General features: G+C 67.7%; 16 protein-coding genes. 3 read left to right on the forward strand and 13 right to left on the reverse strand.

Annotated features, from left to right (window positions below):
• Positions 1-24: 24 nt before the first annotated feature.
• From L978_RS12185 to L978_RS12225, 9 genes are all read right to left on the reverse strand, one after another.
• Positions 25-927, reverse strand: a complete 903-nt coding sequence (locus L978_RS12185) for a tyrosine recombinase XerC (RefSeq protein ID WP_047523369.1) — start codon at positions 925-927, stop codon at positions 25-27.
• Between the two features lie 65 nt (positions 928-992).
• Entirely contained in the window at positions 993-2,186 is a 1,194-nt protein-coding gene (dprA, locus tag L978_RS12190) for a DNA-processing protein DprA (protein WP_081997036.1), read from the reverse strand.
• Complete coding sequence (locus L978_RS12195; RefSeq protein WP_047523371.1) at positions 2,183-3,712, reverse strand: YifB family Mg chelatase-like AAA ATPase; 1,530 nt, start codon at positions 3,710-3,712, stop codon at positions 2,183-2,185. The genes dprA and L978_RS12195 overlap by 4 nt, the downstream gene beginning before the upstream one ends.
• Positions 3,709-4,071: a YraN family protein gene (locus L978_RS12200; RefSeq protein WP_047523372.1), complete on the reverse strand. Its 363-nt coding sequence runs from the start codon at positions 4,069-4,071 to the stop codon at positions 3,709-3,711. Before L978_RS12200 ends, L978_RS12195 begins: the two co-directional genes overlap by 4 nt.
• 100 nt (positions 4,072-4,171) lie before the next feature.
• A complete protein-coding gene (locus L978_RS12205; protein WP_047523373.1) occupies positions 4,172-4,498 on the reverse strand; it encodes a DUF2469 family protein in 327 nt (108 codons plus the stop codon).
• 49 nt (positions 4,499-4,547) lie between these two features.
• Positions 4,548-5,207 carry a ribonuclease HII gene (locus tag L978_RS12210; RefSeq protein ID WP_047523374.1) on the reverse strand — a complete coding sequence of 220 codons (660 nt, stop codon included), beginning with the start codon at positions 5,205-5,207 and terminating at the stop codon, positions 4,548-4,550.
• Positions 5,204-5,929, reverse strand: coding sequence for a signal peptidase I (lepB, locus tag L978_RS12215; protein WP_047523375.1), 726 nt, complete (start codon positions 5,927-5,929; stop codon positions 5,204-5,206). The genes L978_RS12210 and lepB overlap by 4 nt, the downstream gene beginning before the upstream one ends.
• Before the next feature lie 117 nt (positions 5,930-6,046).
• A complete protein-coding gene (gene rplS / locus L978_RS12220) occupies positions 6,047-6,394 on the reverse strand; it encodes a 50S ribosomal protein L19 (protein WP_045265383.1) in 348 nt (115 codons plus the stop codon).
• Between the two features lie 169 nt (positions 6,395-6,563).
• Positions 6,564-7,052, reverse strand: coding sequence for a hypothetical protein (locus tag L978_RS12225; RefSeq protein WP_047523376.1), 489 nt, complete (start codon positions 7,050-7,052; stop codon positions 6,564-6,566).
• 109 nt (positions 7,053-7,161) lie between these two features.
• Here L978_RS12225 and map point away from each other — a divergent pair, with 109 nt between their 5' ends.
• Complete coding sequence (gene map / locus L978_RS12230) at positions 7,162-7,944, forward strand: type I methionyl aminopeptidase (protein ID WP_047523377.1); 783 nt, start codon at positions 7,162-7,164, stop codon at positions 7,942-7,944.
• A gap of 28 nt (positions 7,945-7,972) precedes the next feature.
• Positions 7,973-8,566 (forward strand): histidine phosphatase family protein, encoded by a 594-nt coding sequence (locus L978_RS12235; RefSeq protein ID WP_047523378.1) that lies wholly within the window; start codon positions 7,973-7,975, stop codon positions 8,564-8,566.
• A 12-nt stretch (positions 8,567-8,578) separates the two neighbouring features.
• Here the strand turns inward: L978_RS12235 and trmD are convergent, their stop codons facing one another.
• From trmD to rpsP, 4 genes are read right to left on the reverse strand one after another with little or no spacing between them, the layout of a single operon-like run.
• Entirely contained in the window at positions 8,579-9,298 is a 720-nt protein-coding gene (gene trmD, locus L978_RS12240; RefSeq protein ID WP_047523379.1) for a tRNA (guanosine(37)-N1)-methyltransferase TrmD, read from the reverse strand.
• 19 nt (positions 9,299-9,317) lie between these two features.
• Positions 9,318-9,935 carry a ribosome maturation factor RimM gene (gene rimM / locus L978_RS12245; protein ID WP_052193669.1) on the reverse strand — a complete coding sequence of 206 codons (618 nt, stop codon included), beginning with the start codon at positions 9,933-9,935 and terminating at the stop codon, positions 9,318-9,320.
• Positions 9,919-10,149 carry an RNA-binding protein gene (locus L978_RS12250; RefSeq protein ID WP_017830729.1) on the reverse strand — a complete coding sequence of 77 codons (231 nt, stop codon included), beginning with the start codon at positions 10,147-10,149 and terminating at the stop codon, positions 9,919-9,921. Before L978_RS12250 ends, rimM begins: the two co-directional genes overlap by 17 nt.
• Before the next feature lie 6 nt (positions 10,150-10,155).
• Positions 10,156-10,590, reverse strand: coding sequence for a 30S ribosomal protein S16 (gene rpsP / locus L978_RS12255; protein WP_047523381.1), 435 nt, complete (start codon positions 10,588-10,590; stop codon positions 10,156-10,158).
• Positions 10,591-10,798: 208 nt separating this feature from the next.
• On the opposite strand from rpsP, the gene L978_RS12260 reads away from it, so the two are divergent.
• A complete protein-coding gene (locus L978_RS12260; RefSeq protein WP_047523382.1) occupies positions 10,799-11,950 on the forward strand; it encodes a glutamate--cysteine ligase in 1,152 nt (383 codons plus the stop codon).
• Positions 11,951-11,963: the final 13 nt, after the last annotated feature.

An 11,963-nucleotide genomic window follows, 5' to 3' on the forward strand; every position in this document is an offset into this window, starting at 1 on the left:
GACGATCACCTCCGTGAGCGACGATCACGCACGCGGGTGGGCGAGCCGATAGGTGGCCGTCAGACGCTCCGCAGAGACGTGCGTGTAGATCTGCGTGGTGCCGAGGCTCGCGTGACCGAGGATCTCTTGCACGGCGCGCAGATCCGCACCGCCATCGAGGAGGTGTGTCGCGGCCGTGTGACGGAGCGCGTGGGGTCCTATGGTCTCGGCACCGACGATCGGCGCCAGCACGCGTGCGACGAGCTCGTACACCGTCCGCGGTCCGACCCGAGCACCCCGACTCCCCAGCATCACCGCGGGACTGAAGGTGCGTGCTCTGGCGACCAGGACGGGCCGCCCGCGTCGGAGGTAGGCGTCCAACGCGTCCCGCGCGGGAGCGCCGAAGGGGACGACTCGTTCCTTCGCCCCTTTGCCGAGCACCCGCGCCGTCGCTCGGTCGAGATCGAGGTCGTCGATGTCGAGCCCACACAGCTCGGAGACCCGCATACCCGACCCGTACAGGAGCTCGAGGATCGCGTGATCTCGCAAGTCGACCGGGTCCCCTGCGGCGGCATCGTCACGATACTCATCGAGCAACGCGGTCATCGCCTCCCGCGACGCGACGGTCGGGAGAGTGCGCCCCCTCTTCGGAGTGACCAGACGAAGGCTCGGATCCTGAGAGACGAGCTCCTGTTCGTGCGCCCACCGGAAGAACGACCGGGCCGCCGCAGAACGCCGCGCGAGGGTCGAGCGTGCATCGCCGCGTTGCGTCGCGTGCCAGAGCCAGTCCCGGAGCGCGTCGAGGTCGACGTCTTCGAGCTGGACACTGCCCGTGGACGCGGCGAGGTCCCGAAGGTCGGAACGGTAGGCCTTCACGGTCGCCGGCGACAGCCGACGCACCCGTTCCAGGTGATCGACGAACGCTTCGGCGGCGGCCGTGAGTTCCATACCTCCCACTCTGCCCCGGTCGGGGGACCGTGATCCGGAGCCTCGCCGCGGTGTCGGCCTGACGGTCACCCGCCTCGCGGGCGCGGTGCCCGACGCCAGCCCGTTCCATCGGCATCGACATCGCCCTCCAGGTGCAACAGCCCGAGAACGGACCTCACCCTCTCGGCAGACAGGCCGGAGCGCCGGGCGATCTCATCGACGGAGAGCACCGACCGCGTGGTCAGCGCATCGAGTACGCGCGTCCTGTTCGGATCCTCGAGTGCACCGACTGTCGGCACGCCGTCGAGTTGCCCCCACAGCTCCCGCACCTCCGCTGCCGAAGTGACGCACTGCGCGTCATACTCGCGCAACAGACGATGGCATCCCGCGGACGACGCCGAGGTCACCGGCCCCGGTACGGCACCGAGCGGACGACCGAGCGTCGCGGCGTGACCCGCGGTGTTCAGAGAGCCGCTGCGCCACCCGGCCTCGACGACAACCGTCGCCTGTCCGAGTGCGGCGATGAGGCGGTTTCGTGCGAGGAAGCGCCACTTCGTCGGGGCGGTGCCGCATGGCGGCTCGCTCACCACCGCCCCGTGCTCAGAGATCTGCTGCAGCAATCGCTGATGACCGACCGGATACGCGCGGTCCACTCCCCCGGCGAGGAACGCGATGGTCGCCCCACCGACGCCGAGCGCCGCCCGATGCACCGCCCCATCGATGCCGTAGGCGCCGCCGGACACCACCACGGCCCCTGTCGAGGCGAGATCACCGGCCAGCTCAGCGGCAACCTGCTCCCCGTAACCGCTCGAGGCGCGCGCGCCGACCATCGACACACGGGGGGACGCTGTGAGCAGTTCCACGCGCCCGCGCACCCAGAGCGCGCTCGGCGCGTGGGGTCCGAGGTCCTCGAGGCCTTCCGGCCACTGCGGATCGCCGGGGATCACCAATCGCGCGCCGATCTCGAGTGCTCTGAGAAAGGCCGATCGCACGGCCTCCTGCTGCAGCCGAGGACGCCATCGCGCTTGGGCTTCCTGAAGCGCGCGGAAGCCTACGTCGCCTGTGTCATCGGTGAACGGCGACCTGCTTCGACCTCCTGCTGCCACGGAGAGGGCCTCCTCCGCGCCGAGGGCGCCGATCAGTGCGCCGGCGACCGCATCTCCGGGTTCGGCGATCACCGTCCAGGCCGCTCGCGCCACGCAATCCGCCACCGCTTCACCCCCGTGGATGCGGCGGGCGGCAGCCATCAGTACGGTGTCCCCCAGCAGTAGCCGCATCATCTCGGCAATCCTCTCCGCAGGTGCAACGCACGCCCGATCTCCTCGACACCGGGTTGTTCGATCTCGGCCAGGTCCGCCATCGTCCACGCCACTCTCAGCACTCGGTCGTATCCCCTCAGGGTGAGCAGACCGCGCTCCAGCGCCCGGTCGAGCGGAGATCGCGTGGCCGCCGGAAGACGCTGAGCGCCCTGACGCAGCCAGGTCCCCGGTACATCCGCGTTGCGTCTCCACGGACTGCTCCGCCACCGATGTGCGGCCCGCTCCCTGGCGGCTTGCACCCGGACCCGCGCCTGAGCCGTCGTCGTCTCCCCGCCGGCCTCACCCATCGCCCGGGATGCCGCGACACGACTGACCTGGAGATCGATGTCGACGCGGTCACGTAGTGGACCGGACAATCGCGTGGAGTACCGACGAATCGACATCGGCGGACAGATGCACTCGGCCCCTCTCACGCCGTAGTTGCCGCACGGACACGGGTTCATCGCGAGCAGGAGCTGGAACTTCGCCGGGAACCGCGCCGTGAAGCCCGCGCGGTGGACCTCGATCGCGCCTGACTCCAGCGGCTGGCGCAGGGCGTCGAGCGCCACCCGCGAGAACTCCGCCGCCTCATCGAGGAAGAGCACCCCGCCGTGCGCTCTCGCGATCGCCCCGGGTCGTGCCGTCCGCGACCCGCCGCCGACCAGAGCAGCGACCGATGCGCTGTGGTGCGGAGCCTCCAACGGCGGCACGCGATCGAGTGCGGCGACGGCTTCGCCGCTGAGCGATCGGATGGACGCAACCTCGAGTGCTTCCTGTTCGTCGAGCAGCGGCATGATCCCGGGCAACCTCCGAGCGAGCATCGTCTTGCCTGCTCCCGGAGGACCACTCAGCAGCATGTGGTGTCCGCCGGCCGCCGCCACCAGGAGCGCCTCCACCGCCTCACCCTGACCGACGACGTCGCACAGATCGAGTCTCGGGTGATCGGCCACCGGCACCGACGCCGATTCGACGACGTCGACGTCCGGCACCTCGACGTCGGCGCCGTGCCAGACCGCGACCTCTGCGAGTGAGCCCGCAGCGCGCACCTCGACCCCCGGCACGAGCCTCGCCTCGGACTCGTTGCCGCGCGGGACGATCACGGTCTCGAACCCGGCGCGTGCGGCGGCGAAAACCGCGGGAAGGACGCCCGGGACGGGGCGGATCCGCCCGTCGAGTCCGAGTTCGCCGATGTGAACCGTTGCCGCGATCGACCGCGACCCGATCGCCCCTCCTGCCGCCAGCGCGGCCATGGCGATGCCGAGGTCGAAACCTGCGCCGTGCTTGGGAAGACTCGCCGGGGAGAGGTTCACGGTGAGCCGACGTCGAGGGAGATCGAGACCCGCGTTCTTGCAAGCGTTGTGGACCCGCTGCACGGCCTCGCCGAGGGACTTGTCCGGCAACCCGATGATGCGGAATTCGGGCGTCTGATTCGACAGGTCGGCCTCGACTTCGACGAGATGCCCGTCGACACCGGTGAGCGCCACCGCCCAGGTACGCGCAGTGCTCATCCGATGTCCACGAGATGCTCGAGCGTCCCGCGTGCCGGGTCGGCTCCCACGATCCCGATGACTTCGAGTCGCACGGCCCTCCCCCGTGCTGCCTCGGGATTCTCGCGGGCCCAGGCGTGCGCGAGTCGCCACAGTCGACGGCGCTTCCGCGCATCGATCGCTTCGAACGGGTGCCCGAACGCGACCGTTCGCCGCGTCTTCACCTCCACGATCGCCACGTGCTCTCCGAGCGTGGCGACGATGTCGATCTCTCCCTGCGCACACCGCCAGTTCCTCGCGAGAACGGTGTAGCCGTTCCCCGTCAGGTGCTGCGCGGCGCGCTCTTCTCCAGCTCTGCCGAGTTCATCCTTCGCTGCCATGGACTCAGCATCACGCGGCGCTCACGTCGCACGGCTCGATTCGACGTCGTCGGCGCGGATCCTGGGGAGAACTCACCCGTGGGGTGGAGTGTGGAGAGAGTTACTCACCGTCGAGCGACAGCTCCTGCGGGAGCTCGAACTCCCGACGCTGCAATTCCTCGACGTTCACGTCCTTGAAGGTGAGGACTCGCACGGCCTTCACGAACCGGTCGGCACGATAGATGTCCCACACCCACACGTCCGTCATTGAAATCTCGAAGTAGAAGTCGTGCTCGCTGTCGCGACGCACGACGTTGACCTCGTTCGCCAGATAGAAGCGGCGCTCGGTCTCGACGACGTACTGGAACTGCGAGACCACGTCCCGGTACTCCCGGAACAGGGCCAGCTCGAGTTCGCGGTCGTAGTCGTCGAAGGCTTCCTCATCCATGATGAGTCCATCCTAGAGTCGCAGGCCGCTGGGCGCGGCATCGCACCGCTCAGAACAGCGTGGGTACGTCGGCGATCGCCCACGAGGCCCGATGGAACGGGGACAGTCCGTGGCTGCGGATGGCCTCGCGGTGCTCCGGGCTCGCATACCCCTTGTTCCGGTTCCACTGGTACGCGGAATGAGTCTCGTGAAGCTCGGCCATGTACCCGTCGCGGGCGACCTTCGCGATCACGGACGCGGCGGACACCGACGCGCAGTCACGGTCGGCCTTGATCACCGGCCGGACACGCAGCGGTACGGGATGGATCCTCGAGACGTAGTCATGGTTACCGTCGAGCAGGATGAGCGCGTCTTCGACAGTCGCACCCTGATCGGCGATCGACTGCACCGCCCGCGAGGCGGCGAGGCCGAGGGCGGACATGATGCCGATTTCATCGACTTCCTGCGCGGTCGCCCATCCGACCGCTGATGCCTGCACCCACGCGGACGCTCGCTCCGCCACCTCCGGACGCCTTCTCTCGGTCACGAGCTTCGAATCGCGAAGCCCCTCGGGGACACGCCGACGAGCACCTGTGGCATCCATCATGGCGGCGCCGACGGCGACCGGCCCCGCGAGTGCGCCCCGACCGACCTCATCGAGCGAGATGATCAGCTCGCATTCCCTCAGGAGCCGGCGCTCGAGAGTCAGTTTCGGGGTGATGACGGTCATTCGGGATCCGGAACCCCGGTGAAGATGTCGTGATGGCCGTCGATGGGCCCGATCCGGTTCAACGGCCACGTGGTCAGGAATGCCTTGCCCACGATGTTCTCCATGGGCACGAAGCCTCCGCTGGGAAGGTCCTGATGCGCACGGGCGTCGCGGGAACGATCGCGATTGTCACCGAGCAGCCAGACCGAATCCTCCGGCACCACGACGTCGAACGGCTCATTGGAGGCGGCGGTGTCGCCGTCGGGCAGGTTGAGGTAGCTCAGCTCGTCGATCGGAGCACCGTTGATCGTGATCTGACCCAGTGCGTTGCAGCAGACGACGTGATCTCCCGGAAGGCCGATCAACCGCTTCACGAGATGGTCCTGCGAGTCGGTCGCGGAGATGCCGACGAAGTTCAGCACCCAGTCGACCGCCTGGACGAGAGGGGGCTGAGCAGGCGTCTGCGGCTGGGGATCGAGCCACCCGCCCGGGTCCTTGAACACGACGACGTCACCGCGTTCGTACGCCGCCCACCGCGGGGTGAGCTCATCGACGAGGATCCGGTCCTTCACGAGGAGCGTCCGCTCCATCGACGCCGAGGGGATGTAGAAGGACCGCACGACGAACGTCTTGACCACGAACGACACCAGTGCGGCGATGACGATGATCACCAGGACGTCACGGAGGAAGACCAGGAACCCGCGGCGACGTCTGGCCGTGCGCGCGGACGAGGATTCAGTCATCAGGTTCCTTCACGATCATGCACCGTCGTGCGGCGACGCTATCTAGGTTCGCACACCGGGGAGAGAACGAAGCACCCCGGGACATCGTGTCCCGGGGTGCTGTGGAGATGCTGCGACTCAGCGGTCGCGCTTCTCCTTGATCTTCGCCTTCTTGCCACGCAGCTGGCGGAGGTAGTAGAGCTTCGCGCGACGCACGTCACCGCGGGTGACGACCTCGATGTGGTCGATCACCGGGGAGTGCACCGGGAAGGTACGCTCGACGCCGACCTGGAAGCTGATCTTGCGGACCGTGAAGGTCTCGCGCACGCTGTCGCCCTGGCGGCCGATGACGACGCCCTGGAAGACCTGGATACGGGAGCGGTTGCCCTCGGTGATGTTGACGTGCACCTTGACGGTGTCACCGGGGAAGAAGTCCGGAATGTCCGAACGGAGGGAAGCCGCGTCGACGGCGTCGAGGATCTGCATGATCGTCTCTCTCTGCACCCGCCACAGGTCGCATGCATGTATTCAAAGGAACAAGAAAAGGGATGAACTGTACGGAGCTGATGCGTCCGCGGGCTCCCCTGTGGCAGAGCCGGTCACAGCACAAACACTCATTCTGCCATGGAAGGCGTGCTCGGCCAAAACCGTGACCTCAGTCGCGGCCGTCGGTCTCCCGCACCACGATGACCTCGTGCGCTCTGGTCGGAGGGGCCTGCTCGTCGGCGGTCGGGATCGTCGACCAGGTGATGGTCTCGCGCAGCCGCGAGCCGCTCCCCCTGGCCTCCTGCCACAACTGCCACACCTGGAGCCAGACGAGCGCGATGCCGACGACGATCGCGCCGGTGAGCACCCACGGGAACACCCCGTCGATGAAGAAACCGACCGCGATCGTCAGACCGTGCCAGAGCGTAAAACCGGCCACATCCCACCAGGAGACCGCGCGCTCGATGCGAACGGAGGGACGCGAGCGCGTGAGGAGCGTCAGCAGGAGCTGTCCGAGGAAGACGGACGGCATCGCGATGAGCAACACCCAGAGGATCGCCCAGCCGCCCTGGAAGACTCCCCACCCGATCAGAAGCCACAGCGGCAGCAGGAACGCCGCCGGAAGAAGCCAGCGGAAGAACGCCCGTCGCAACCACATGCTCAGATCGTACGACGGGACACGTGCCCGTGACCCGATGTTCGCTGAGAGCGGTCGGAGATCCCGGGGCCTCGGATCAGGGAGAATGGAGATGACGAGAGGACAACCGATGATCGAACTGCGCACCCCTGCCGAGATCGACGAGATGCGCGCCGCAGGACGCTTCGTCGCCGAGACGCTGGCGACGCTGCGCGATGAGACCAAGGTCGGGACCAACCTCCTCTCGATCGACCGTCGCGCGCACGACATGATCCGCAAGGCAGGCGCGGAGTCCTGCTACATCGACTACCACCCGTCCTTCGGCGCGAGCCCGTTCGGCAAGGTCATCTGCACCTCGGTCAACGACGCCGTGCTGCACGGGCTCCCCCATGACTATGCCCTGCGCGACGGCGACCTCGTGACCCTCGACTTCGCGGTGGCCGTCGACGGCTGGGTCGCCGACTCCGCCGTCTCCTTCGTCGTGGGCGCCGCGCGCGACGAAGATCTGCGCCTCATCGACACGACGGAGCGCGCACTGGCAGCAGCCATCGAGACCGCCACCGTCGGCAATCGCATCGGCGACATCTCGGCGGCCGTGGCGGCCGTCGCACACGGCGAGGGGTACTCGATCAACACCGATTTCGGTGGACACGGCGTCGGTCGCACCATGCACGGGGATCCGCATGTGCCGAACGACGGTCGTGCAGGCCGCGGCTTCCCCCTGCGCGCAGGACTCGTCCTCGCCCTGGAACCCTGGTTCCTCGCGACGACCGACGAGCTGGTGACCGACCCGGACGGATGGACCCTGCGCAGCGCGGACGGGTCCCGAGGTGCGCACTCCGAGCACACCATCGCGGTGACCGCGGACGGACCGATCGTGCTGACGGACAGGTCTTTCCTCGGCGTCGACTGACCGGGAGCCCGTGTGCCATCCTGAGTCCATGATTCCGCAGGATCGTCACGTCCCCGAGCGTCTCTTCCTCGCTCGGCACGGGCGGACGACCTGGAATCTCGAGCACCGGCTGCAGGGACAACAGGATTCGCCGTTGACGGATGAAGGGGTGGCGCAGGCGCACGCCGTCGCCGAGCGCCTCCGGGACGCCGGAGTCCTGACAGTGTGCACGAGCCCGTTGGGACGAGCCACGCAGACCGCGGCCATCATCGCGGAGCGGATCGGCGCCGAGATGATCGAGGTCCCCGAACTCGCGGAGATCGACCACGGCGAACTCGCGGGGATGACCTGGGACGAGATCGACGAGCTCTATCCCACGCTCCGGGAGGAGCGGGCTGCGAACCGCTACGGATGGGCGTTCCCCGGTGGGGAGAGCTACGCTCAGGCGCGCGTGCGCGCCCGAAAGGCGCTCAGCTCCTGCGGGTGGGCTGCCACCGGCGCGCCGCTGCTGGTGAGCCACGAGATGATCGGACGGATGCTGCGCGCGGAGTTGCGAGGACTCGACCCGACGAACGCGCTGGCACTGCGACATCCTCACGGAGTCGTCTTCGAGATCACCCGATTCTCGGAAGGCATCCTCTGACCGGGATCGCCGTCAGGATGCCGAGGTCTCGTCGCGTGGCAGGAGGTCGGGTCGACGCCGGCGCGTGCGCTCCCACTGCTGCTCGCGACGCCAGGCCGCGATGGCGGCATGATTACCGCTCAGCAGGACATCGGGCACCGATCGTTCACGCCATGACGCGGGCTTCGTGTACGACGGGTACTCCAGCAGGCCGTCCTCGTGCGACTCCTCGACGAGACTCTCCGGATTGCCGACCACTCCGGGAATGAGTCGTCCGACCGCCTCGATCATCGCCATCACGGCGACCTCTCCCCCGTTCAGCACGTAATCGCCGAGGCTGATCAGACGCACCTCGCCGAGGTCCGCGGCGTACTCGAAGACGCGCTCGTCGATGCCTTCATAGCGCCCGCACCCGAACACGAGATGCTGACGCGTCGCGAGCTGTCTGGCCGTCTTCTGCGTGAACACCTCGCCGGCGGGAGACGGGAAGATGATGGTGGGGCGCTCATCGACATGCGATGCCGACGCATCGGTCAGCTCATCGAGTGCGAGCCCCCACGGTTCGGGCTTCATCACCATGCCGGCGCCGCCGCCGTACGGCGTGTCATCGACGGTACGGTGGCGATCCGAGGTCCAGTCCCGCAGATCCCGAACACGGAGGTCGATGAGGCCGGACGCCTGAGCCTTACCGAGCAGGGAGAGCGTCAGTCCGTCGAAATACGACGGGAAGATGGAGACGACATCGATGCGCACGGGTGAACCGTATCAGCGGTCACTCGGCCGCTTCGGCGCCCGAGTCCGCCTGCGGATCGGTGTCGGCGACGTCGGGAAGCTCCTCGAAGAGCCCCGCAGGAGGAGTCACGACGACACGCCCTGCGGCGACATCGACGGTCGGCACGATCGCCGAGACGAAAGGCACCATGACCTCGCTCTCACCGGCCTTGACGATGAGGAGATCCTGGGCGGGAAAGTGCTCGACACGGACGACCCGACCGATGACGGCGTCATCACGGACGACATCGAGCCCCACGAGCTGATGGTCGAACCACGCGTCGTCCTCGACCTCGTCGACGTTCTGGTCGATCCAGAGGATCGCCTTGACGAGGCTCTCGGCCGCGTCACGGTCGTCGACGTCTTCGAAGAAGACGACCGGGTTGCCGTTCATCACTCGATACTCACGTACGGTGATGTCCTTGCCGTGCCACGGAGATGCCTCGGGCACCTGCAACGTGAAACCGGCACCGGGGACGAATCGCCCCTCGGGGTTGTCGGTGTAGAGCTCGAGCTTGAGCCCACCCTTCAGGCCGTGCGCCTTGACGAGACGTCCGACGCGCAGCTGGTTCTTGCCCTGATTGCGGTCCTTCGACACCACGTCAGTCGTCCGCGACATCGACGCGGACCCGACGCCCGTCAGCAAGAGCGCTGACCAGCGTGCGAAGGGCCTTCGCAGTGCGGCCGCCGCGCCCGATCACGCGTCCACGGTCGTCGGGGTGCACGCGCACCTCGAGGAGATCGCCTCGCGGCGATGTGGATTCGTTGATGCGGACATCCTCCGGGTGATCGACGATCCCCTTGACGATGTGTTCGAGCGCGGCGGCGAGCACGACGGATTACTCCGCGTCTGCGGCGGGAGCCTCAGCGGCCTCCGCGTCGGCGGCGGCGGGAGCCTCCTCAGCGGGAGCCTCCGCCTTCTTCTCGGCCTTGGGCTTGACGACGGACTTCTTGGACGCGTCGACCTCGAAGGGAGCCTTCGGCTCGGCGACCTTGAGCGTGGACTTCGCGTCCTTGTCGCCCTTGAACTTGCCCCAGTCGCCCGTGATCTTGAGGATGGCGGCGACCTGCTCGGTCGGCTGCGCGCCGACGGAGAGCCAGTACTGCGCACGCTCGGAGTCGACCTCGATGAACGAGGGCTCCTCGGTGGGGTGGTACTTGCCGATCTCCTCGATCACGCGACCATCGCGCTTGGTCTTCGAGTCGGCGACGACGATGCGGTAGTACGGCGCACGGATCTTGCCCAGGCGCTTGAGACGAATCTTGACAGCCACGATTCTCCTGAATTGTGTGGAAGGAAACGAACTGATCGCCTGGAGAGTGGGGTGCACACCCGGCGGAAGCTCAAAATGAGTGGTACCTGCTGGATAGAGGGTCGAGCAGGTGGTCCAGCCCTCTATTCTGCCAGATGCACGCGCCTGGCGCGAAACGCGATGAAACTGCTGTTGCCGTGTCGCGTCGCGCCCGTGCCAGACTGTGCGGGTGAAACTCGAGTTCGCCTCTTCGGCCCGCTCCACCGTCGGCCTCGAATGGGAGATCATGCTGGCGGACCCCGCCAGCGGTGACCTGGTCGGGCGCGCCCCGGAACTGCTCGCCGCGCTGGAGACGGAGAGCGCGGATGAGCGCCACACGGTCACGGGTGAGCTTCTCACCAACACGATCGAGGTGACGAGTGGAATCGGCGACTCCGTGGCGCACGCCGTCGATGACATCGCCAACGCGATCACCTCCGTGCGTTCGGCGACGGACCCCGCCGGGATCGAGCTGCTGTCCGCCGGAAGCCACCCGTTCGCCCAGTGGTTCGATCAGCAGGTCTCGGACAAGTCGCGGTATCACACCCTGATCGAGCGCACTCAGTGGTGGGGACGCAACATGATGATCTGGGGCATCCACGTGCACATCGGAGTCGAAGACCACCGCAAGGTCTTCCCCCTCATCAACGCACTCGCCGGCTACCTCCCCCATCTGCAGGCCCTAGCGGCGTCGAGCCCGTTCTGGGCCGGCGAACGCACGGGCTACGCGTCGAACCGTGCGCTGGTCTTCCAACAGCTGCCCACAGCAGGACTCCCGTGGCCGCTGCACGACTGGTCGCAGTACGAGTCGTACCTCGAGGACATGGTCCGGACCGGCGTGATGGAAGATGCCACCGAGGTGCGCTGGGACATCCGCCCCGCCCCACGCTGGGGCACGATCGAGGTACGCGCCTGCGACGGCCTGTCCACCCTCCCGGAGCTGGCATCCGTCGCCGCACTCGTGCAGGTGCTCGTCGAGCACTTCTCGCGGCAACTCGACGAGGGCAGGACTCTCCCTGAGCTCCCCGCCTGGTTCCACCGCGAGAACAAGTGGCGGGCGGCACGCTACGGACTCGACGCCCGCGTCATCGTCGACGCCGCAGGCACCCAGCGCCCCGTACGGGAGCACCTGACCGAGACGCTCGAGTCACTCGCCCCCGTCGCGGTGGAGTTGGGGTGCGGACGCGAGTTCGGCGGCGTGGGGACGATCCTGGAGGGCGGCGCCAGCTACGCGCGGCAGCTCACCGTCGCCGATGCCGCGGGCGGCGATCTCACCGCCGTGGTGCAGCACCTGATCCGCGAGTTCCGTTCCGGTCCGGAGTCGTCGACCGACGAGGACTGACACTCCCGGCGCC

The sequence above is a fragment of the Microbacterium sp. ZOR0019 genome, from assembly GCF_000800925.1.
Lineage (GTDB): Bacteria > Actinomycetota > Actinomycetes > Actinomycetales > Microbacteriaceae > Microbacterium > Microbacterium aurugineum.